Origin of the sequence: Lutibacter sp. HS1-25, assembly GCF_004121075.1 — a bacterium.
Classification (GTDB): domain Bacteria; phylum Bacteroidota; class Bacteroidia; order Flavobacteriales; family Flavobacteriaceae; genus Lutibacter.
Map to the genome: position 1 here is coordinate 40,762 of NZ_RHLN01000160.1, position 23,816 is coordinate 64,577.

The 23,816-nt window shown below is 31.4% G+C and carries 16 protein-coding genes; 11 read left to right on the forward strand and 5 right to left on the reverse strand.

Features of this window, described 5'->3' with window-relative positions; translation table 11 throughout:
- Nucleotides 1–21 precede the first annotated feature (21 nt).
- Complete coding sequence (locus EC396_RS16555) at nt 22–522, forward strand: hypothetical protein (RefSeq protein WP_129367968.1); 501 nt, start codon at nt 22–24, stop codon at nt 520–522.
- Here EC396_RS16555 and EC396_RS16560 read toward each other — a convergent pair.
- Entirely contained in the window at nt 519–1,583 is a 1,065-nt protein-coding gene (locus tag EC396_RS16560; RefSeq protein WP_129367969.1) for a hypothetical protein, read from the reverse strand. The genes EC396_RS16555 and EC396_RS16560 overlap by 4 nt on opposite strands.
- A gap of 91 nt (nt 1,584–1,674) precedes the next feature.
- Here EC396_RS16560 and EC396_RS16565 point away from each other — a divergent pair, with 91 nt between their 5' ends.
- From EC396_RS16565 to uvrB, 5 genes are all read left to right on the forward strand, one after another.
- A complete protein-coding gene (locus EC396_RS16565; RefSeq protein ID WP_129367970.1) occupies nt 1,675–2,577 on the forward strand; it encodes an ABC transporter ATP-binding protein in 903 nt (300 codons plus the stop codon).
- A gap of 1 nt (nt 2,578) precedes the next feature.
- Complete coding sequence (locus EC396_RS16570) at nt 2,579–3,406, forward strand: ABC transporter permease (RefSeq protein WP_129367971.1); 828 nt, start codon at nt 2,579–2,581, stop codon at nt 3,404–3,406.
- A gap of 84 nt (nt 3,407–3,490) precedes the next feature.
- Nucleotides 3,491–8,554, forward strand: a complete 5,064-nt coding sequence (locus EC396_RS16575) for a T9SS type B sorting domain-containing protein (RefSeq protein WP_129367972.1) — start codon at nt 3,491–3,493, stop codon at nt 8,552–8,554.
- Between the two features lie 57 nt (nt 8,555–8,611).
- On the forward strand, nt 8,612–11,458 hold the full coding sequence (locus EC396_RS16580; protein WP_129367973.1) for a T9SS type B sorting domain-containing protein: 2,847 nt from the start codon (nt 8,612–8,614) through the stop codon (nt 11,456–11,458).
- Nucleotides 11,459–11,481: 23 nt separating this feature from the next.
- Nucleotides 11,482–13,470 (forward strand): excinuclease ABC subunit UvrB, encoded by a 1,989-nt coding sequence (uvrB, locus tag EC396_RS16585; RefSeq protein ID WP_129367974.1) that lies wholly within the window; start codon nt 11,482–11,484, stop codon nt 13,468–13,470.
- Nucleotides 13,471–13,520: 50 nt separating this feature from the next.
- On the opposite strand, the gene EC396_RS16590 is transcribed toward uvrB, so the two are convergent.
- The 3 genes from EC396_RS16590 to EC396_RS16600 are packed head-to-tail and all read right to left on the reverse strand — an operon-like array spanning nt 13,521 to nt 17,209.
- Complete coding sequence (locus EC396_RS16590) at nt 13,521–15,419, reverse strand: pyruvate carboxylase subunit B (protein ID WP_129367975.1); 1,899 nt, start codon at nt 15,417–15,419, stop codon at nt 13,521–13,523.
- Nucleotides 15,420–15,437: 18 nt separating this feature from the next.
- Nucleotides 15,438–15,641, reverse strand: coding sequence for a hypothetical protein (locus tag EC396_RS16595; protein ID WP_129367976.1), 204 nt, complete (start codon nt 15,639–15,641; stop codon nt 15,438–15,440).
- An 11-nt stretch (nt 15,642–15,652) separates the two neighbouring features.
- The gene (locus EC396_RS16600; RefSeq protein ID WP_129367977.1) at nt 15,653–17,209 is read right to left on the reverse strand and encodes an acyl-CoA carboxylase subunit beta; all 1,557 of its coding nucleotides are present in this window, start codon (nt 17,207–17,209) and stop codon (nt 15,653–15,655) included.
- Between the two features lie 603 nt (nt 17,210–17,812).
- Between EC396_RS16600 and EC396_RS16605 the strand changes: the two genes are divergently transcribed.
- The 5 genes from EC396_RS16605 (at nt 17,813) to cobC (ending at nt 22,542) form a co-directional block, all read left to right on the forward strand.
- Entirely contained in the window at nt 17,813–19,357 is a 1,545-nt protein-coding gene (locus EC396_RS16605; protein WP_129367978.1) for a bifunctional GNAT family N-acetyltransferase/carbon-nitrogen hydrolase family protein, read from the forward strand.
- Between the two features lie 332 nt (nt 19,358–19,689).
- Nucleotides 19,690–20,193 carry a bifunctional adenosylcobinamide kinase/adenosylcobinamide-phosphate guanylyltransferase gene (locus EC396_RS16610; RefSeq protein WP_129367979.1) on the forward strand — a complete coding sequence of 168 codons (504 nt, stop codon included), beginning with the start codon at nt 19,690–19,692 and terminating at the stop codon, nt 20,191–20,193.
- A gap of 8 nt (nt 20,194–20,201) precedes the next feature.
- Complete coding sequence (cobT, locus tag EC396_RS16615) at nt 20,202–21,242, forward strand: nicotinate-nucleotide--dimethylbenzimidazole phosphoribosyltransferase (protein ID WP_129367980.1); 1,041 nt, start codon at nt 20,202–20,204, stop codon at nt 21,240–21,242.
- An 8-nt stretch (nt 21,243–21,250) separates the two neighbouring features.
- The gene (locus EC396_RS16620) at nt 21,251–22,009 is read left to right on the forward strand and encodes an adenosylcobinamide-GDP ribazoletransferase (RefSeq protein WP_129367981.1); all 759 of its coding nucleotides are present in this window, start codon (nt 21,251–21,253) and stop codon (nt 22,007–22,009) included.
- Nucleotides 21,994–22,542: an alpha-ribazole phosphatase gene (cobC, locus tag EC396_RS16625; protein ID WP_129367982.1), complete on the forward strand. Its 549-nt coding sequence runs from the start codon at nt 21,994–21,996 to the stop codon at nt 22,540–22,542. The genes EC396_RS16620 and cobC overlap by 16 nt, the downstream gene beginning before the upstream one ends.
- Before the next feature lie 223 nt (nt 22,543–22,765).
- Here cobC and EC396_RS16630 read toward each other — a convergent pair whose 3' ends face one another.
- Nucleotides 22,766–23,815, reverse strand: coding sequence for a YncE family protein (locus tag EC396_RS16630; protein WP_129367983.1), 1,050 nt, complete (start codon nt 23,813–23,815; stop codon nt 22,766–22,768).
- Nucleotide 23,816 lies beyond the last annotated feature (1 nt).

Here is a 23,816-nt window from a genome sequence, read left to right on the forward strand (position 1 = left end):
CTTTCTTAAAAAATGAAAGTTATGGCTTATAAAATTAGAGTTATTTTAGATGTTGAAGAAGATGTAATTAGAGATATTATTGTAAATGAAACTATTAGCTTAGAAAATTTACATTTTACCATTGCAAAATCTTTTGGTTTTAGCGGACAAGAAATGGCTTCTTTTTATAGAGCCGATGAGGATTGGGAACAAGGAATTGAGATTCCTTTGTGCAATATGTCTGAAGATGATGACGATATTTCTATGGATAACTGCTCGCTAACTGAAGTTTTAAGACGCAAAGGTGATAAACTAATATATGTTTATGATTTTTTTGCTATGTGGACGTTTTTTATTGAATTAACCGATAACAAAGCTACTTTGAAAGAAGGAAATTCAAAAACCGTTTTTTCTTTTGGAGATGCTCCAGAAAAAGCTCCCGAAAAGGAATTTACTTCTGAGAGCATTTATGGTGATGTTGATATTGATGACTTTAACGACGAGTTTGAAAGCCTAGACGATATGGATTTTGATAATTATTAATTAATAATATACGTATTTACGTTTTCGTAATTTCTAGTTACAAAATTAAATGCCACTTGTAAAATTTCACCCATTGAGTTACAATCTTTGAAATTTTTATCGTTGGTATATTTTTTCAAATCCATTTTTAATTGATGAACTTTTTCTGGAGTAGAAATTGAATCATTAACCATACAAGCCAACAAATCTGTAACACGCTCGTGAGATCCTTTCAATCTTCGAGCAATTGCAGAGCGTTCTTCTTTTTTGTATTGCTCAATAGACTCTGGTCTTAAATTATCGGTAACCATTTTTACAAACGGAAAGTTTTCTTTAAAAAACTGCGGAAAATAAACCTTTAAATTACCTTCAAAACTTTGTTGATCAAAATCCATTGCTCTAATTCGGTATTCAACTTGGTCAAAATCGTATGACGCAACAATCACATAATTATAAGCGCGCATATCTCCCAATAAACGTATCATACAACGCTCATTAAATTTCACAAATTCTTTAGAAATACGCTTTAACCCACTGGTTGATACATTTTTAAGATTTTCTTCTAAAAACTGATCTCCTGGAATTCCTAAAACATGTTCTTCAATTAAAGTATCCTTATAAACCAAAAAGTTGATGTTATTTGGCGATAAAATATGTTCCAATTCTAAACCATAAACCCTTGAAGCATCTGCTTTTTTAATGTATAAATAGGTATGGTTATCGTTTAAAATGTTTCTAATTTTTATTCTAAAAGGTTTAGAATTACCAAAGGTGCAATAATCTATTGCATCAACAGATAAAAACGGAATAGAATCTTCACTACCATCGCCATGCAAAATTAAATACATGCGTTTTAAACTCAAATCAATTTCTTCTCGCTCGTGATCTGCATAGTAAACACGAATCCATAAAGTATCTTCTCCGTTTTTATCATACACATTTATAGCACCTGCAAAACGCAATAAATCATCATAAGAAGACGGAATTTTAATATTTCTATTGTACTCCGTTAAATAATCATACAATTGTTGATTGATTGGAAATGCTGGTTTCTTTTTTGAAATTAATTTTTCTTCCTCCATATTAAAAATATCATGTTGACGCCAAATTTACTATATTGCTGTAACAATTTTTAATAATTAGCGTCTTAATTTTATACTAAACACAAAAATATTGGAAACAATTATATCTATCAACAACCTAAACAAAAAATTTGGGCATATACACGCTGTTAACAATTTATCGTTCGACATACAAAAAGGAAATATTTACGGAATTTTAGGCCCAAATGGTAGTGGAAAATCTACTACATTGGGTATAATTTTAAACGTTGTAAACAAAACTTCGGGTGAGTTTAGTTGGTTTGATGGTAAATTATCTACCCACGAAGCGCTAAAAAAAGTGGGCGCAATTATAGAGCGTCCAAATTTTTACCCATATATGACTGCTGCTCAAAATTTAGCTTTGGTGTGCAAAATTAAAGAAGTTTCTTTAGCAAATATTGATGATAAATTAAAACTTGTTAATTTATACGAACGCCGAAATAGTAAATTCCAAACATTTTCATTGGGTATGAAACAAAGACTTGCCATTGCCTCTGCCCTATTAAACAATCCTGAAATTTTAATTTTAGACGAACCCACAAATGGTTTAGACCCACAGGGAATTCATGAAATTCGTCAAATTATTCAAAATGTTGCAAAAAACGGAACAACTATTTTATTGGCTTCGCATTTATTAGATGAAGTTGAAAAAGTATGTACACATGTTGTAGTTATAAGAAATGGCATTAAATTATATGCTGGCAGGGTTGATGAAATGACTGCTTCAAACGGTTTATTTGAATTAAAGGTTGAAGAAAACTCAGAAAAATTAATAGAATTACTTTCTAATTTCAACGGAATTTCTTCAACAAAAACAGAAAACGATATTATTATAGCCACATTAAACAAGCCTATATCATCATCAGAAATAAACAGTTACCTTTTTAACAACGGCATTATCTTATCTCATTTGGTAAAAAGAAAACCAAGTTTAGAGCAACAATTTTTAACAATAACCAACAACAACAATTAAAATGTTACGATTACTAGATATTGAAATTCATAAATTAAAATACAACCGTGCTAGTCGCATTTTAATTTTTATATATTTTGCATTACTTACTTGCATTGCCCTAATAGCAGCCATAAAATTTGACATTGGCCCAGTACAATTTCATTTAGCTGAAATGGGCATTTTCGACTTTCCCTACATTTGGCATTTTAACACTTACGTAGCAGCAATTATTAAATTCTTTTTACTGCTGGTTATTGTTTCTATGATGTCTAATGAGTATAGCAACAAAACCCTAAAACAAAATTTAATAGATGGATTAAGCAAAAAAGAATTTGTACTTTCTAAATTTTACACTGTAATTCTGTTAGCAAGTATTTCAACATTATTTGTGTTTATTGTATCGTTAATTTTGGGATATACTTATTCTGATTTCAATGAATTTTCAATAGTTACAAGCGATTTAGAATATTTGGTTGCCTTTTTTGTAAAACTTGTAGGTTTCTTTTCTTTTGGATTATTTTTAGGAATATTGGTAAAAAGATCTGCTTTTGCTGTTGCCGCAATGTTAGTTTGGGCGATGGCTGAAGGTTTTATAAAAGGAATGCTTTATTGGAAACTTGACAGTCACGTAAATGATTTAATGCGTATGTTGCCTTTAGAAGCCATGAGCAATTTAATTAAAGAACCTTTTACACGTTTAAGTGCTGTAAAAACGGTTGCAAAACAAGTTGGAGAAAATTTGTCAAAAGATTTTTCAGTACAATTTTTAGATATTGTTATTGTACTAATTTGGACCGCCATTTTTATTTATTTATCATATGCTTTATTAAAAAAGAGAGACTTATAATCAATTCATCATTTTTTTGTGCAATTTTTACAGTTTTAATTAAACTTTTAAACTTAAATTTGGTCAAACCCAAAATGGTCATTTGTGAAGATAAAAAGTTTAAAAAGTAAATTACTTTTATTTGCTGTATTATTAGTTGTTCAAGTAAGTTTTTCGCAATTAAGTAAAACACATTATATACCACCTTTAACAGCAGCAGATTCAGGAAGTTCTGAACCTGAAAATCAATATTTTTATATTTCAACACCCAGTACAAAAGATGTCTCTGTAACTATACACCGTGTTGGGCAATCTTCATCAAAAGACAAAACTTATATAGTCTCAAAAACCGCACCCCAAGAAGTTTATATTGACAATGGCTATGCGCAATTGTTTATTCCATCGTATTCAACTGGTCAAATAATTACGGATAGAGGTTTTATAATTGAAGCAACCGATTTAATATACGTTTCCGTTAGAATGGAAGCTGGTGGCGCACAAGCTGGTGCGCTGGTTAGCAAAGGTGCATCTGCTCTTGGAACCGTATTTAGAGTTGGTAGTTATACAAATGAAAATCCTAAAGATAATTACCTAAACTTTGTTTCAGTAATGGCTACTGAAGATGGTACAAAAGTTACTTTTGATGACTTGCCTACTGGCTTGATTGTTAAAAATTACACAGGTTCTTTTCCAATTAATACAACATTAAATGAAGGCGAAAGCTTTATAGTTGCTACAAATAGTTTTGACAATACAATTAATCGTGATGGCTTGATTGGAACTTTGGTTAAATCTGACAAGCCAATTGTAGTTAACTGTGGTTCAGCAAATGGCAGCTTTCACAATGGGAATGCAAGAGATTATGGTATTGATCAAATTGTGGGTGCCGATAAAATTGGAAACGAATTTATTTTTGTAAGAGGTTTTGGTTCTGATGGATGGGAAAACATTTTGATTGTTGCTCATGAAGACAATACCGCTATTTACATCAACGGAAATACAACAGCTGAAACTACTATAAATGCAGGAGCATATCATTTAATTGAAGGAGATAAATACAGTGCTAATGGAAATATGTATGTTGAAACTTCAAAAAAGGTATTTGCTTATCAAGGTGTTGGAGGTTTGGGTAATAATGGAGCTCCCAATGAAGCCAACCAAGGTATGTTTTTTGTACCACCATTAAGTTGTGAAACAAAAGGCAATGTTGATAATATTGCTCAAATAGATAAAATTGGAAGTGAAATATATAATGGTGGTGTTTCTATTGTTACAAAAGTTGGTGCAAACATTACAATAAACAAAAATCCTATTACAGCTTCACCAAATACTGTCACAGGAAAACCAGATTATGTTACTTATAAAGTTTTAGGCTTGTCTGGTGATACTTCGGTTGAAAGTGATGATGAATTGTATTGTGCTTATTTTAATTACAATGGTTCTGCTACTTCGGGTAGTTTTTATTCTGGTTTCCCAACGGCGCCTGAAATTAATTTCGACAATAATTTTACAACCTTGGGTAATTGCATTGACAATATTACCCTTGAAGCTGCCAATATGGGGAATTTTGACAGTATTGAATGGTATTATGATGATGGCTCTGGAAATGGTTTTATACCTACAGGAAACACCACAAAAACATTTAAACCTACATTTCCTGCTGATGGTCCATTCAGCACAGGAACTTATAAATTAATTGGTATTACCTGCACAGGCATTAAAATAGAATCTATTGAAATTCCTGTTAGTATTTGTCCGGATGATACTGATAATGACGGGATTATAGACAACATAGATATAGATAACGACAATGATGGTATTTTAAACTGCACCGAATCTTATGGTAATCAAACTATCAATTTAGCAGATCCAACTAGTGGTAATTTACCAATTGGAGGTTATCATTTTATAGGTGATGTAAAAACTGTTGAAGTTTCTTCAAATAGTATTACAGGAGATATCAACGGAAATTTCACCAGTTCTGTAGCTTCAAAAAACAACGTAATAGCATCTGGTGTAAAACATTTGTTAACCTTCAACAAAAAATTAAATCTTGAAATATCAAACAATAGTGCTTTAACCAATCAAGATGAATTCATAATTCAGGTTACAAACGATAAAACAATTACACTATTAGATCCAGACAATCAATTGTTGGTAGATACTAATTTTGATGGTGTTTATGAAGCTGGCATCACACAATTTTCTTCTTTTGAAATCAGATTTAAATTAAACTCAACCTCACTTGCTGCTGGTACCTCCACCTTCAAATTTGTAACAAGTATGGTCGATTTTTTTACTTATAAGCATTTAAACATTTCTGAAACCAATAATAGCACTGCTTCTTTTAAAATAACAGCAACTTGTTTACCTTTTGATGCTGATTTAGATGGAATAACCAATGAATTTGATTATGATAGCGATAATGATGGTATTCCTGACCGAGTTGAAGGAACAGGAACATTGCTTACACTTTCAGGAAATGATAGCAACCTTGACGGTTTAGATGATATTTTTGATGCTAATATTTTGCCTATTGATAACGATAACGATAAGGTGCCTGATTATTTAGATTTAGATAGCGACAATGATGGTATTTATGATTTAGAAGAATCAAATAGTAATTTACCCGACCTAAATTTTGATGGAATTATTGACAATGTAAACACTACTATTGGTTTAAACGGATGGGACGACAATGCTGAAACAAGTCCTGATAGCGGAGAAATTAACTTCAATATTAGAAATATTGATGGAGATAGCAACTTTGATTATATAGATAATGACAGTGATGGAGATACTTGTTTTGATGTTTTTGAAGCCGGTTTTACACCTAGCGATACCAATCAAACTATTATAAAAGGTACAAGTATAAATTCTACCAATGGTTTAATTGTTGGAAGCGACGGTTATAAAACTCCAAATACCAACTATAGCACTCCAGGAATTATTGAGATAATTGCTCAACCTACAGATTTAACCAGCTGCGAATTAGACACTACAATTTTAACTATTGAAACAAATACTATTGATAGTTATCAATGGCAAGTAAGCATAGACAATGGTAATTTATGGACTGATATTATTGATGATTTAACGTATAGCAATTCTAAAACAAATAAATTAACTATTTTAAACACACCGCTAAGTTTTAAAAATTATAAATACAGGGTGGTTTTAAATACAAATGGAAATTCTTGCGGATTAATTTCTAATGAAATTATTTTAACAGTAAATGCCTTACCTATTATCAATCCAACAGCTGAATTAACTCAGTGCGACGATGCTAGCAATGATGGTATTAGTTTTTTCAATTTAATTGAAGCTGCAAAGCTAATAATGCCAACAATTTCAACAGAAATAATTACATTTTATACCACACTTACTGGAGCAGAAACTGCTGACCCAAATTTCTTAATTTCCGATAGTGAATCTATTGCTTTTGAAGCTAAAGATGGCACAAAAGTATATGCAAAAGTAACAACTTTAGCAGGTTGTTTTAATATTGCTGAAGTAACATTATTTGTTGAACCAACTCAATTAAGTTCTAGTTTTAAAGTCGATTTTTCAAAATGCGACGATAATAGAGATGGCATTACAACTTTTGATTTTAGCAATGTAACCAATTTAATTTATACCGAATTAAATACAGACGCTTCAAGAGTTTCAATAAAATATTACGAAAACGAATCTGATGCTTTGGCTGAAATAAATGCCATTGACCCTGCAAATTATACAAATACCAATTACCCAATTTTAACTCCAATAACATCCCATCAAATTTATGTTCGTATTGACAGTAACAATAAAAATGCTTGTATTGGATTAGGACCGCACGTTAATTTATTTGTTGAAGCTTTACCTTTTGCAAACCCAGTAACAATTGCACAACAATGTGATGATGATGCCGATGGAAAATTCCCTTTTGACACTTCAACAATTGAGTCGACTGTTATTGGCACACAATCAAATGTTACGGTTAGTTATTTTGACGAAAACAACAATCCACTACCAAGTCCATTACCAAATCCGTTTTTAACGGCAAGTCAAACCATTACAATTAAAGTTACAAATAACACTACCAACGCAACAAATGGACCTTGTTTTGACCAAACAACATTGATCTTTACCGTAAATGTTGCTCCTGTTGCCAACCCGGTAGTTATTGCACCTGAATGTGATGATGAGTCTAATGATGGTATTTATAATTTTAACACAACAAACATACAAGCTACTATTTTAGGCAACCAAACAGGAATGGAAGTTCATTATTTTGATGCCTCTGGAAATGAATTATCTAGTCCACTTCCAAATCCTTTTTCAACAGCAACACAAACAATTACAGTAAAAGTTGTCAATCCTTTAAATACCACTTGCATTGCTTCAACCAATATTGATTTTGTTGTAAATCCGTTACCTGATTTTGAAGTTGATACGCCTCAAATAATTTGCACTTCAACACCAAATGCAATTGTCAATTTATTTGTTACTCAAAAAAACAACAACGAAAATTTAGACTATGAATGGAAAGATTCTAACAGTACCGTAATTTCAACAGATAAAACAACAAATATTTCAACACCGGGTATCTATTTTGTTACTTTAACCAAAAAAGATGGTACTTTATGTTCTAGAACAAAATCAATTGAAATAAAACCTTCTGAAATTGCAAAAATCACTTCTGAAGACATCCAAGTTAAAGATGATAGCGATTACAATACCATTACAATTAATACCCTTAATTTAGGCAATGGTGATTATGAATTTGCGCTAAACAAAGATTATGGTTATCAAGATGAGGCAATATTTGAAGGCGTTGAAGCTGGTATACATACTGTTTTTATACGTGATAAAAATAATTGTGGAATTGCTAAAATTGAAGTTTCTGTAATTGGTTTTCCTAAATTTTTCACCCCAAATAACGACGGGCATAATGATACTTGGAACGTACTAGGAGTTAACAGTAAATTGTATAAAAGTGCTAAAGTTTATATTTTTGATAGATTTGGTAAATTACTCAAAACTTTTGACCCAACTATTACAAATTGGGATGGTCTTTTTAATGGTGAACAACTACCTCCAACAGACTATTGGTTTTCTGTAGAATTGATAGATACAAAAGACATTTCAAAAGTAAGAAAAGGACATTTTAGTTTAATCAGTAAATAAATATACAGCTATCTAATTTGATATTTATATCTTTGATTTACGATATGTTTGTAGTGCATGAAAAAATTAACTTTTCTTATATTTCTTTTAAATGCTGTTGTGGTTTTTGCACAAGGTGAAGCCAATAATTGGTTTTTTGGGGAAAATGCTGGTATTAATTTTAGCAATGGCACTACCAATATTGTTACTGGATCAATAATCACCAACGAAGGTTGTGCTTCTTTTTCTGATAAAAACGGAAAATTGCTATTTTATACTGATGGTACTCAAGTTAGAACTTGGGATCACAGCATTATGAAAAATGGAGATAATTTATTAGGAAATCCTTCTAGTACACAATCTGCTATCATTGTACCTTATCCAGGTATCGCAAATAAAGACAAGTATTTTATTTTTACTGTTGGTGCTTATTTTGACAAAAAAACACCTGGTTTTAATTATTATATGGTAGATATGGCTACCAATGGCGGCTTAGGTAGTGTTGTTTTAGGACCTATCAATTTATCAAACGGAAAAGATTCAGACTGGACAGAGAAAGTAACCTCAGTTAAAGGGGCAGATTGCAATACCTTTTGGGTAATATCGCTGGTTAATAATAATTATTACAGTTATAAAGTTGATGATATTGTAGGCTTAAATCCTGTTCCTGTAATTTCAACCGTAAATTATAACACTACAGACTTTAGAGGTTATTTAAAAGTTTCTCCTGATGGCAAAAAATTAGCAAGTGCTACTTTTACACAAGGTACAAACCGAGAAACTGGTGAAAATATTTTGGGAGATGGCAAGCTTCATTTATACAGTTTTAATGATGCTACTGGTAAAGTTAGTAATGATGGTATTGAGTTAATTTCAGACGTAACTATTGATGGCGCTCCTTATGGTGTCGAATTTTCTCCACAGTCAACAAAAATATACTGTGCTACATTTAATGGAACCGACAATAAATTATTTCAATTTGACCTAGATAATTCAAATTTTAAAACATTGATAAAATCACAAGTTGGTTATAGAGGTGCTTTACAATTGGCTCCTAACGGAAAAATTTACGCAACTGTACCTGAAAACTACTATATTGGAACCAATTATTTGGACGCTATAAACGCACCCGATGAAATTGGGTTAAATTGTAACTATCAACAAAAGGCTTTAAACTTAGGCTCTGGAGTGGCAATGCAAGGTTTACCACCTTTTATAGCCTCATTATTATTGCCAATTAAAATTACAAGTGTTGAACGAAATAATGAAATTATTACCAACAAAACCTTAAAATTATGTGTGGGCAGTAATTACACTTTTAATGCAGAAAATTTACCTGGAAACCCTCAATATTCGTGGACAAAAAACAACGTTGAAATTGACACAACAGCAAGTTACACTTTTCAAAATATTCAATTGTCAGATGCTGGTACCTATAAATTAGAGGTTAACTTATTAGATTCTTGTGGTTTTCCTATTATCTACAAAGGTAATTTTAAAATTGAAACTTACATTCCGCCTTCAACTTTTAACACCATTGTTTACGACCAATGCGATATAGATGAAGACCCTACAGATGGAATTTCAACCTTTAATTTATCAACCAAATTAGCTGAACTCACCAACAATGATCCAACTACTGAAGTGCTTTTTTATAAAAATCAATTAGATTTAGATAACAATTTGGCAATAACCGATATTTCAGCATATCGAACTTCAAATACCCAATTGTTGGTAAAAGTTACAAACAAACTTTCTGATTGTTACACCTTTGGAGCAATGGACTTAAATGTGTATCCTACAAGTTTAGATTTTTACGAAAACAGCTATACTTGTGAAAACGACTTGGCAAACTCAAACGATCTGAGCAGCTTTGGAAACGGAGAAGGTACTTTTAATTTTGAAACAAAAAGACAAACCATTGAAGCTATTTTTAATGACCCAACAATTGCAGTTGATTTTTATGAAAACAGCACAGATACACAATTGCAAACAAATCCTATAACCGGAATTAAAGAATATCCTTCAATGGCAATTTTTGTGAAAATTTCTGATAAAATCACAAAAAATTGTATTTCTGTTGGAAAATTTGATTTAGTTATAAATCCTATTCCGCTTCCAAAAGGAAAAGATGAGGCTACAATTTTATGTATCAACAATCCCAGAGACACACCTCAACAATTTACAAAACAATTAAATGGGGCTACAGGTATTACAAACGACACTTACCAATGGTATTTTAACAACAAAATAATTGCAGGTGCTACAACTGAAAATTATGATGCAAATGCTGAAGGTATATACAAAGTTGAAGTCACACATAATTACGAAAACAATATAAATGATTTAAATGATGATACTTATTGTATAGGCTTCAACACTTTTGAAGTTATTGAATCCAATCCAGCTTTAATTCGTCAAAAAGACATTAGCATTACAGACGACTCTAACAATAACACCATAACAATCAACAATATAAATCAAAATTTAGGTGTAGGAGATTACGAATTTATGTTAACTGATACGAATGGATTTATTGAATTTTCATATCAAGATGAACCTCATTTTGAAAATGTTAAAGCTGGGATACACACTATTTTTATTAGAGACAAAAGAAATTGTGGTATTTCTCAAATTGATGTTTCTGTTTTAGGTTTTCCTAAATATTTTACACCAAATAACGATGGCTTTAATGATACTTGGACAATTGAAGGGATGAATTCCAATTTTTATGGAAATTCTAAAGTATATATTTTTGACAGATTTGGAAAATTATTACTTCAAATACAACCTGATGGAGCTGGCTGGAATGGCTTATTTAATGGGCAATCAGTACCTGCAACAGATTATTGGTTTACTGCTGAAATGATAGACAACGAAGGTAACATCAGAAATCGAAAAGGTCATTTCAGTTTAATTAGATAGTAATTATTGCTTATTTTTGCAACATGCAATTCAAATTAGAGTCCAATTTCAAACCTACTGGAGATCAGCCAGAAGCCATCAAACAACTTGTTGAAGGCATCAATTCTGATGAAAAATTTCAAACCTTATTGGGTGTTACTGGTTCAGGTAAAACATTTACAGTGGCCAATGTAATTCAGCAAGTTCAAAAACCAACTTTGGTTTTGGCTCATAATAAAACCTTGGCAGCACAATTGTATTCAGAATTCAAACAATTTTTCCCAAACAATGCTGTGGAATATTTTGTTTCATATTACGACTATTATCAGCCTGAAGCTTTTTTACCAACTACAGGAACTTATATTGAAAAAGATTTATCTATCAACGAAGAAATTGAGAAATTGAGAATTAGCGCCTCTTCTGCCCTACTTTCAGGAAGAAGAGATGTACTTATAATTGCTTCTGTTTCTTGTATTTATGGTATTGGAAACCCTGTTGAATTCAAAAAAAATATCATTTCTATTGAAGTTGATCAGGCCATACCAAGAACAAAATTTCTTCAACAATTGGTAACCAGTTTGTATTCTAGAACAGAAGCCGAAGTTAGTAGCGGAACTTTTAAGGTAAAAGGTGATACCATTACCGTTTACCCATCATACGGAGAACACGCTTATAGAATTCATTTTTTTGGTGATGAAATTGAAGAGATTGAAAGTTTTGATATGACTAACAATTCAGTTGTTGAAAGATTTGAACAACTCAATATTTATCCTGCCAATTTATTTGTAACCTCACCAGATGTATTGCAAAATGCCATTCACGCCATACAAGATGATTTGCTAAAACAATACAATTATTTCAATGAAATTGGGAGACCTTTAGAAGCAAAACGCCTAAAAGAACGTACCGAGTTTGATTTAGAAATGATTCGTGAACTGGGTTATTGCAGTGGTATAGAAAATTATTCGAGGTATTTAGACGGCAGAGAACCTGGTACCAGACCTTTCTGCTTGTTAGACTATTTTCCTGAAGATTATTTGATGGTTATAGACGAAAGTCATGTAACCGTTCCGCAAGTTCACGCCATGTACGGTGGAGATAGATCTAGAAAAGAAAACCTGGTGGAATACGGTTTTAGATTGCCTGCAGCAATGGACAACAGACCTTTAAAATTTGATGAATTTGAAATGATTCAAAATCAGGTGATTTTTGTGAGTGCCACGCCAGCTGATTACGAATTAGAAAAAACAGAAGGTCTTTTTGTAGAGCAGGTTATTAGACCAACAGGTTTATTAGATCCAATTATTGAAGTAAGACCTAGTTTAAATCAAATAGATGATTTAATTGAAGAAATTCAAATTCGTGTAGAAAAAGATGAGCGAACTTTAGTTACAACGCTAACAAAACGAATGGCTGAAGAACTGACCAAATACTTAAGTCGAATTCAAATTCGCTGTCGTTACATTCACTCTGATGTTGATACACTTGAACGTGTAGAAATTATGGCAGATTTGCGAAAAGGACTTTTTGATGTACTTATTGGTGTAAACCTTTTGCGTGAAGGTTTAGATCTACCTGAAGTTTCTTTGGTTGCAATTTTAGATGCCGATAAAGAAGGATTTTTGCGCTCTCACCGTTCACTTACACAAACCATTGGTAGAGCTGCTCGAAATGTAGATGGTAAAGCCATTATGTATGCTGATAAAATTACCAACAGTATGCAATTAACTATTGACGAAACAGATAGGCGACGAGAAAAACAAATTGCTTACAATACAAAAAACAACATTACGCCTACACAAATTAAAAAAAGTATTGATAATATTTTATCTAATAAAACCACTGGCTCATACAATTACGACGAAATTAGCAATATGGCCGCTGAAGAATCCTTGAATTATTTATCCAAAGATGAAATAGAAAAAAGAATTCGCGAAAAAAGGAAACAAATGGAAGCAGCTGCTAAAGCTTTAGACTTTTTAATTGCGGCAAAACTGCGTGATGAAATAAAAATATTGAAAGAAAAATTATAAAAAAAAGGCTGTCAAAATTGACAGCCTTTTTTTTATAAAGTAGTTGATAATTATTCTATTATAAATAAAGTATCTCCTTTTGCAACACTGTCTCCAGAATCAAATTTAATTCCTGAAATCACACCGTCTTTAGCAGCTTCAAAATTGTTCATCATTTTCATTGCTTCTAAAACAACAACAATATCACCAACTTTAACTTGATCACCATTTTTCATTTTATACTCAACAATCATTCCTGGGATTGGTGATTTTACAGCTCCATTAAGTTCTTCTTCATCTTCTTTCGCTTTTTTCTTTTTACGTTTAGGTCTAGAAGAAGCTTTTCCACTTGGAATTGAAACAGTGAATTTTTCACCATCAACATAAACATCCATTTCTTGCATAGGAACATCTCCGTTTCCTGCAGAAGCAGATAATTCACCAGCTAAAGCTTTTCTCACTAATTCTTCATCTCTCTTAACTTCCTCCATCGTTTTAGCCTTCATATCAGCAGGTAATTGATCAATACCATACTTGATTTTCAAGAAACGTTTTCCAGTTACAGGGTATAAAGCCATCAATACTTCATCATCAATATCTTTTGCCAATCCTTTAGCACCTTCCTTAACAGCTTCCATTTCTGGTTCTAAAATACTACCAGGTCTAACTTCAATATGTTGTTCACCTCTTGGGTAATCTTTTAAAGCTTTCTTTCTTAATTCAGGATTAATTGGTAAAGTTGTTTTACCATACAATCCGTAACATAAATCTTTAACCTCTTGCGTAATTTTAGAATATTCTCCTTCATAAGAATCAAACAATACATTGTTTACTGTTTGTACACCAACAATTTGACTAGTAGGTGTAACCAAAGGAATTTGTCCTAAATCTTTTCTTACTTTAGGTAACATTCTAAATACATCATCCAATCTATCTAATGAATCCATTGCTTTTAATTGATTCACCAAGTTAGATAACATACCTCCTGGAGTTTGATGTAAAATTACATTTGTATCAATAATTGCGTATTTAGGACTGTTATCTAAATGTTTATATTTAGGAATAACAGTTTCCATTTGAGCGCTAATAGCTGTTAACTTTTTAATATCCAAACCAGTATCTCTATTAGTTCCTAATAAAGAAATAACCAATGGCTCAATAGCTGCATGAGAAGTTCTATAAGCATATGGAGACATACAAGTATCAACAATATCAACACCCGCTTCAATAGCTTTAAAAATTGCTAAATCACCCATACCTGAAGTAAAGTGTGTATGCAAGTTTAAAGGAATATCAGTAATTTTTTTAAGTTCAACTACTAAGTTATAAATATCATAAGGAGCAATTAAACCTGCCATATCTTTGATACAGATAGAATCAACACCAAATTCAATCAATTCTTTTGCTTTGTTGATGTAATATTCCATATTATACACTTCTCCACCCAATCTAGGTTCTGTTAATGTATAACATATTGTACCTTGAAAATGTCTACCATTACGTTTTACAACTTTTGCAGCAGTTTCAAAGTTTCTATAATCATTTAATGCATCAAAACATCTAAAGATATCCATCCCATTGTCACAAGCACGTTGAACAAAACTATCAACAACATCATCAGCATAATTTCTATAACCAACAACATTTTGTCCTCTTAACAACATAAAAAATGGTGTTTTAGGCATATATTTTTTAAGAGTCCTTAAACGTTCCCAAGGATCTTCACCAAGGTATCTGTGCATGGTATCAAAAGTTGCTCCTCCCCATGTTTCAATAGCGTGAAAACCAACCTCATCCATTTGCTCAGCAAAAGGTATCATATCTTCAGTTCTACCTCTTGTTGCAAATAACGATTGGTGTCCATCACGAAAACTTAAATCCTGAATTTTTATTGGATTTTCTGCTTTTGGTCTGTCTGCATCATAGTTCATTGGAGTCATAATTAATGACCCGTGTTTATCGTATATCATTGTACGTTTATTTTAAATTTATACTCCTGTTATTCTACCTTGATTAAATAGAAATTTTTTATCATTTGCTATTCTATTCATTCCCATTTTACTCCAATTACATGAATTTTTACTCCAATTGCATGAAGCTACTCCGCTTTCGTTGCCATTGTTTTCATCTGCTTGTAAAAATAGAGAAACTGCAATTGCTGCTGCTCTTTTCTTTTTTGCTAATAATTCCATATATTTAAAGTTTATTGAGGAATGTTTCCATGTTTTTTAGCTGGTACTAATTCTACTTTAGAGCTTAATGCTTCTAAAGCCATTATCAAACGTTCTCTGGTTTCACTTGGTAAAATCACCTCATCAATGTAACCTCTTTCTGCAGCTAAATATGGTACTCCAAATGCAGTTTCATATTCATTAATTTTTTCTTCTCTTACAGCTGCTTTATCTTCTGCTACGGCAATTTCTTTTTTATAACTTGAAATTACTTCAACAGCACCTTTAGCACCCATTACAGCAATTTCAGCAGTTGGCCAAGCAAAAACCATATCAGCACCTAAATGTTTAGAACTCATTGCTACATATGCTCCACCGTAATCTTTACGAACAACAACTGTAAATTTAGGCACAGTTGCTTCTGAATAACTCCATAGCAATTTAGCTCCGTGTCTAATAATTCCATTCCATTCTTGTTGAACTCCAGGTAAATAGCCAGGCACATCAACAAAAGTAATGATAGGAATATTAAAAGCATCACAAGTTCTAATAAATCTACTAATTTTATCTGATGCATCAATATCTAAACATCCAGCCAAGAAACTTGGTTGATTTGCAATAATACCAACAGATCTGTTATTTAATCTACCATAACCAACAATACAGTTTTCAGCAAAATGCTCGTGTACTTCATAAAAATGACCCGCATCCAAAACTTCTTCAATAATCTCCTTCATATTATAAGGTACTTTTGAATCGTCTGGAATAAAAGTATCTAACATATCACAAGAACGTTTTGGATCATCACCCATTTCTAACAATGGTGGTTTTTCCATATTGTTATTAGGTAAATATTCTAACAATTCTCTAATTTGCTCAATACAATCTGCATCATCTTCACAAGCAAAATGTGCATTTCCACTTTTTGTATTGTGAACCATAGCTCCACCTAATTCTTCAAAAGTAGTCTCTTCACCAGTTACTGTTTTAATTACATATGGACTGGTAATAAACATATTACTTGTTTTTTTCACCATAAAAATGAAATCTGTCATAGCAGGTGAATAAACTGCACCACCAGCACAAGGACCCATAATTGCAGAAATTTGTGGTATTACACCCGATGCTCTAGAATTTCTAAAGAAAACATCACCATATCCTTTTAATGCATCAACACCTTCTTCAACTCTTGCTCCTCCAGAATCATTTAATCCAACTACAGGTGCTCCAGCTTTCATAGCTAAATCCATTATTTTACATATTTTAGTTGCGTGCATTTCTCCTAAAGCACCACCACTTGATGTAAAATCTTGTGAAAAAGCAAAAACTGTTCTACCGTGAACTAAACCGTGACCTACAATAACACCATCAGATGTTACTTCAACTTTTTCCATTCCAAAGTTTGTAGATCTATGTTTTACAAGAGAATCAATCTCATAAAAACTTCCTTCATCAAATAAAAGATCTAAACGCTCCCTAGCACTTAATTTGCCTTTAGCATGTTGTTTTTCAACTCTAGCATCACCTCCCATTTTAAGAGCTTGCTCTCTTTTAGCTTTAAGTAAGGCAATTTTATCTATAACTTTCATATTTTGGTATATTTTTTTTAAATAAAATACTAAATTCTCGATGTAAATTACATTCATTTAACATCACGTACAAAGATAGCCAAAATGAACATTTCACAAACTGATAAATATCATATTTTATATGTTCCAACAATTCGCAAATTACATATTTTTCAATAAAACAGCAACATTAAACAATATAATTTAAAAAAAAGCCATATTTTATGATTATTATATGCAATAAAACGATTTCGTAAATCCGTTAAAAACTGTAAATCTTTTCTAAAAATATTACATTTATGTGACAATTTTAACATAAATGTGAAAATTTGCTGAAAAAATTTTTTTTTGAAACATTTTTTTAGTAATTTAATAGTTGAGTTTTTATTTTAGAAGATGATTGTTTTAATTGAAAAATAGATTTAAATTTTATCAATTAGCAACTAAAACTAGCAAACAAAACTTAACAACTATTACATCTGAAACTACTTTATTTTTATTATAAAATTGTTACCTAATAGACTTGCTTTATTGTACTTTAAATCAATATTTTTTCTACATTTGAACCTTAAATTATAATTTAAAAAACACAACCAGCTTTAAGCAATCATATAAATACAAACAATGATAAAAAATATTGAAAATATTGAATTACAGTTTTTAACAATTGATGATTATCAAGAATTAAAAACAGCCATGATTGAGGCATACGCAACAATGCCTGATGCGTATTGGAGAGAAATTCAAATTAAAACACTTATTGATAAATTTCCTGAGGGACAGGTTGTTATTAAAATTAATGGACAAATAGCTGGCTGTGCTTTGTCAATTATTATTGATTACAAAAATTTTGATAAAAAACATACCTACAGTGATATTACCGGTAATTTTACTTTTAAAACCCATACCTATGATGGTGATGTTTTATATGGTATTGATGTTTTTATTAAATCTGAATACCGTGGCTTAAGACTTGGAAGAAGACTTTATGATTACAGAAAAGAATTGTGTGAAAAATTAAACCTAAGAGGTATTGCTTTTGGTGGTAGAATTCCAAATTACCACAAATATTCAGACACCTTATCTCCATTAGAATATATTAAAAAAGTTAAAAGAAAAGAAATTCACGATCCTGTATTGAATTTTCAAATATCTAACGACTTTCACCCTTCAAAAATTTTAAAAGGTTATTTAGAGGGTGACGAAGCATCTAATGAGTTTGCCGTTTTATTAGAGTGGGATAATATCTACTACGAAAAGAAAAGTACGAAAGCAACTTCTATGAAAACAGTGGTTCGCTTAGGATTGATTCAATGGCAAATGAGATCTTACAAAAACTTGGATGAATTAATGCATCAGGCTGAATTTTTTGTGGATGCAGTTTCTGGATACCGTTCAGATTTCGCGTTGTTTCCCGAGTTTTTTAATGCGCCTTTAATGGCTGAAAACAACCATCTTTCAGAATCACAAGCAATTAGAGAATTGGCAAAACACACTCCTCAAATTGTACAAAAATTTTCTGAATTGGCAATTTCATATAATATCAATATCATTACAGGTAGTATGCCCGAAATAAAGAACAATCTACTTTACAATGCAGGGTATTTATGTAAACGTGATGGTACTTTAGAAAGGTATGAAAAACTTCATGTAACACCCGACGAAGCAAAAGTATGGGGTATGCAAGGTGGTAGTGAATTAAAAACCTTTGATACCGATTGTGGTAAAATTGGAATTCTTATTTGTTATGATTCTGAATTCCCTGAACTAAGCAGATTATTGGCCGATGAAGGAATGGACATTTTATTTATTCCTTTTTTAACCGATACTCAAAACGGTTATTCAAGGGTGAGACATTGTGCACAAGCACGCGCCATTGAAAACGAATGCTATGTTGCTATTGCTGGTAGCGTAGGTAACTTACCTAAAGTACACAATATGGACATTCAGTTTGCGCAATCTATGGTATTTACACCTTGTGATTTTTCTTTTCCTGCAAACGGAATTAAAGCCGAAGCAACTACAAATACTGAAATGATTTTAATTGCAGACTGTGATATTGATTTGTTAAGAGAATTGAATCAATTTGGAAGTGTTCGAAATTTAAAAGATAGAAGAAAAGATATTTTTGATTTGAAAAAAACGGAACCTAAAAAGAAAACCGAATAATAGCATTCAACTTATTACAAACCCAAGAAGCCAGTTTTTGAACTGGCTTTTTTCATTTTTAGCTAAAACAAAAACACCTGAAAATTATTATTTTTGAAAAATATATTTTAAACCATTTTATAAATTAAATATATTCAATTAATATACAACTACTTACATATTAAAAAACTACATAACACCTTCATAATTTACACATATACAACTGTATATCAAACAATTAACCAGCTAGTAAAATAGATTCTAAAATCAGTATAAACAACAAATAATAAATTAAGACTATCTAGCCTTAATGTTTTTTTAAAATATTATATTTGTTCAAAATTTTGCTAAAAATGATCTATTATATCACCGGAGGTGAACGCTCTGGAAAAAGCAGTTATGCACAACAATTGGCCGAAAGTTTAAGCAACAAACCTTACTATTTGGCAACTTCAAGAATTTGGGATGAGGATTTTAAAAAGAGAGTTGAAAGACATCAAAACGACAGAGACGAAAGATGGACAACCATTGAAGAAGAAACCGAAATTTCAAAAGTAATACCGCCAAATGCTGTTGTAGTTATAGATTGCGTTACATTATGGCTCACCAATTTATATTTTGATTTTGAAAACAATGTTGAAAAAGCATTGGCATTTGCCACCAATGAAATTGAAAATTTATCAAAATTAAATAGTGAAATCATCATTATTTCAAACGAAATTGGCATGGGTGGTCATGCACAAAATCATATTGCCCGAAAATTTACAGAACTACAAGGTTGGACAAACCAACGCATTGCAAATAAAGCAGACAAAGCCACTTTTATGGTCTCAGGACTACCTTTAAAATTAAAATAAACACTTCAATGACAACATTTAACATTACACCAACTAACAAAGATTTTAAAAAAGAAATTCAACATAAAATTGACAATAAAACCAAACCCATTGGCTCTTTGGGTACATTAGAAATTATTGCTCAAAAATTATGTTTAATTCAAAACACATTATCTCCAAAATTAAACAAACCAACAATGCTTGTTTTTGCAGGTGATCACGGAATTGTAAATAATTACCCTGTAAGTTCTTGTCCGCAAGAAGTAACACCTCAAATGGTTTTAAACTTTTTAGAAGGTGGTGCAGGAATCAATGTTTTTTGCAATCAACATAACTTTGATTTAAGTGTTATTGATGCTGGTGTTAATTTTGATTTTGAACCAAATACCAAATTAATCAATGCTAAAATTGCCAAAGGAACAAAAGACTACTCGGTTGAACCTGCAATGACCAAAGAAGAATGCAACAAAGCGCTTGTAATTTCTGGAGAAATTGTAGCCGCAAAACATGCAAATGGCAGCAATGTTATTTCATTTGGTGAAATGGGAATTGGAAACACGTCTTCTGCATCGCTATTAATGAGTGCTGTTACAAAACAATCAATTGATTCATGCATTGGTAAAGGTGCTGGTTTAACAGATGAAGGTTTGGCAAACAAAATTGATATTTTAACTAAAGTTCAAAAATTTCATGGTGTTAGCGAAGACCCATTTGAAAATTTACAAAACTTTGGAGGTCTAGAAATTGCTATGATGACAGGTGCTATGTTAAAAGCCGCTGAATTAAAAATGGTATTAATTATTGATGGTTTTATAGCAACTTCTTCATTGTTAATTGCACAAGCAATTAACCCAAATATATTAGATTACTGCTTATTTTCTCATGTTTCAAACGAACAAGGTCATATTAAAATGTTGAATTTTTTAAATGCTACTCCTATTCTGCATTTAAACATGCGTTTAGGCGAAGGAACTGGAGCTGCAATTGCATACCCAATTATACAATCTGCCGAAATATTTATAAACCAAATGGCAAGTTTTGAAAGTGCAGGTGTTACAAGTCCTGTTTAAAATTAATTATGAAAAAAGAGCTCAGTATTTTTTTTACAGCCATAATGTTTTTCACTAGAATTCCTTGTCCGAAATGGATAAATTGTTCTAGTGAATCACTTCAAAAATGCACAAAATATTTTTCTTTAATTGGAATTATAGTTGGTGGATTTGGCGCACTAATATATTGGAGCGCTTCATACATATTACCTCAAAATATTGCGATTATTTTAAGTGTTATTTCAACCATTTGGATAACTGGCGCTTTTCATGAAGATGGTTTTGCTGATGTTTGCGACGGTTTTGGTGGTGGCTATACCAAAGAAAAAATTCTTTTAATTATGAAAGATTCTTTGGTGGGCACTTATGGTATTGTTGGACTAATTTGCCTTTTAACACTTAAATTTACATCACTTTCTCAAATTAACAGCCAACTTATAATTACCTTAATTGCAGGACATAGTGTTAGCAGATGCATAACTACATTTATTTTATACCTATACCCTTATGCCAGAATTGATGAAAGTAGCAAGTCCAAAGATGTTGCAGGAGGTTTTAAACCTACAAACTTGATTTTAAATGTTATTATCGGACTGATTCCGCTATTTTTTTACGATACTTATTGGGTGTTTTTAGCATTGATTCCTCCGTTTATTGCAATGTTATTATTAGGTCGTTTTTTTAATAAATGGATTGGTGGTCAAACTGGCGATTGTGCTGGTGCAACACAACAAATTACTGAAGTTGTATTTTATTTAAGCTTATTGGTTTTATGGAAATTTATTTAATTAGACATACAACACCTGAAATTGAAAAAGGCATTTGCTACGGACAAACAGATTTAGATGTAGCAGCTACTTTTGAAGAAGAAAGTGAAGTGATTTTAAAACAGGTTTTGTTTGACCAAAATAGTATTGTTTACTCAAGTCCTTTAAAAAGATGCACCAAATTAGCACACAAATTCACTAAAAATATAACTGTAGACAACCGGTTAATGGAACTTAATTTTGGTGATTGGGAACTTTTAAAATGGGATAATTTACCCAGAGAAAAATCAGACATCTGGATGAATGATTTTGTAAATCAACCTACACCAAACGGAGAAGCCTTCATTGATTTGGCCAATAGAGCAAATATATTTTTTAATGAAGTTATTGCTTCAACTTCAAAAAAAATTATTATCACAACACATGCAGGTGTTATTAGAGCTATACTTTCAAAAATTAACAATATTCACTTAAAAGATTCTTTTGATATTGATGTTGCGTATGGTCAGGTTTTTAAAATAACAAAGCAAAATAACACGCTTACCCTACTTTAAAACCAGTTAAGACTATAAAACTAAATTTTTAACATGAAAAAAGCCAGCACTAACACTGGCTCCTCCCATCCTTTTCATAATGATTTAGTTGAAATAAATACTGCTAGAAATAATTCCGATAGTTCATGTATTTACCAACAATTTTGTAGATAGGTAGTTATCTCATTTTTTAATATTTGGTTAACCTTCAGTATTTAAAGTGAATGCTACCACCATTTTTAATTTAGTTGAAATAAATACCTCCAGGATTTATTCCAACCTCAATTGTTTTTTCTAATTGTTTCGTGTCTAAGTTATAAATTCTCACTTCCCCACTACTTGCATAATCTTTAGCATCATTAACATATGCATAGTCATCATTAGCAATAAAACTGTATCCAGAATCAGTTATAATTGAAGTTGTAGGTAAAGCAGAACTTGAAGTTTCCATTTCAAAAATTCCTCCGTTGTTTTGGTAGTACAACTTTCCATTTGTGTATGAAAGGTGTTCAGGGTGCGAATCAACAAAATCAAAAGATGTAACTATTTCATTCGATGATGTATTAATTTTTTCTAACACACCGTAAGTCTCTACTGGAGCATAGTATGGGTTTCCTTTACAAAGAACCCATAAATTATTTTCATCATCAATAGTCAATGAAGCTGGTATATCGCCAACCGTAATTACTTTACTAACAGAATTAGAAGTAACATCAATTACAGATATTTTATTATTAAAACCATACGCTCCCTCGTGTGCAACATATATATTATTTCCTAGAGCAATTACTTTTTCTGGACCAAGATCAACAGAAATTGAAGTTTCATACACTAAAGTTTCAGCATCAAAAACAGCAACATAATCATCACTTTCATCAGAAGTATCTCCCCAATTAGTCACAAAAAGTTTACCATTTACTACAACTGCATATCTTGGGTTATTAAGGTTATTAATTATAGCTATTTCTTTTTCAAATGTGTATCTATTCACTTTTACCAATATGTTAGAAACGTTTACAACTAGATATGCACTTTCATTATTGAATGTTAAAGATTGTAATACATTCCCTAAATCCTCATTATTTACAGCTTTATAAATAGTATTTTGAGAAGTAGAAAAATCTTCTGCAATATAAGTAACAGTTCCTGTTCCTGAACCAAAAGGACCTTGATTAGTGATTAAAATTCCATTCTCATAATCCCCTTTTGGCAATTGAGGTTCATCGTCATCATCACACGACACTAATAATACACTTAGTAAAAAGATGCTAAGTAAAAATTTACTGATTTTCATA

Coding starts and splice junctions, on each gene's coding strand:
- EC396_RS16555 (WP_129367968.1), top strand. CDS start 22: ATGGCTTATAAAATTAGAGTTATTTTAGATGTTGAAGAAGATGTAATT.
- EC396_RS16560 (WP_129367969.1), bottom strand. CDS start 1,583: ATGGAGGAAGAAAAATTAATTTCAAAAAAGAAACCAGCATTTCCAATC.
- EC396_RS16570 (WP_129367971.1), top strand. CDS start 2,579: ATGTTACGATTACTAGATATTGAAATTCATAAATTAAAATACAACCGT.
- EC396_RS16580 (WP_129367973.1), top strand. CDS start 8,612: ATGAAAAAATTAACTTTTCTTATATTTCTTTTAAATGCTGTTGTGGTT.
- uvrB (WP_129367974.1), top strand. CDS start 11,482: ATGCAATTCAAATTAGAGTCCAATTTCAAACCTACTGGAGATCAGCCA.
- EC396_RS16590 (WP_129367975.1), bottom strand. CDS start 15,419: ATGATATACGATAAACACGGGTCATTAATTATGACTCCAATGAACTAT.
- EC396_RS16595 (WP_129367976.1), bottom strand. CDS start 15,641: ATGGAATTATTAGCAAAAAAGAAAAGAGCAGCAGCAATTGCAGTTTCT.
- EC396_RS16600 (WP_129367977.1), bottom strand. CDS start 17,209: ATGAAAGTTATAGATAAAATTGCCTTACTTAAAGCTAAAAGAGAGCAA.
- EC396_RS16605 (WP_129367978.1), top strand. CDS start 17,813: ATGATAAAAAATATTGAAAATATTGAATTACAGTTTTTAACAATTGAT.
- EC396_RS16610 (WP_129367979.1), top strand. CDS start 19,690: ATGATCTATTATATCACCGGAGGTGAACGCTCTGGAAAAAGCAGTTAT.
- cobT (WP_129367980.1), top strand. CDS start 20,202: ATGACAACATTTAACATTACACCAACTAACAAAGATTTTAAAAAAGAA.
- EC396_RS16620 (WP_129367981.1), top strand. CDS start 21,251: ATGAAAAAAGAGCTCAGTATTTTTTTTACAGCCATAATGTTTTTCACT.
- cobC (WP_129367982.1), top strand. CDS start 21,994: ATGGAAATTTATTTAATTAGACATACAACACCTGAAATTGAAAAAGGC.
- EC396_RS16630 (WP_129367983.1), bottom strand. CDS start 23,815: ATGAAAATCAGTAAATTTTTACTTAGCATCTTTTTACTAAGTGTATTA.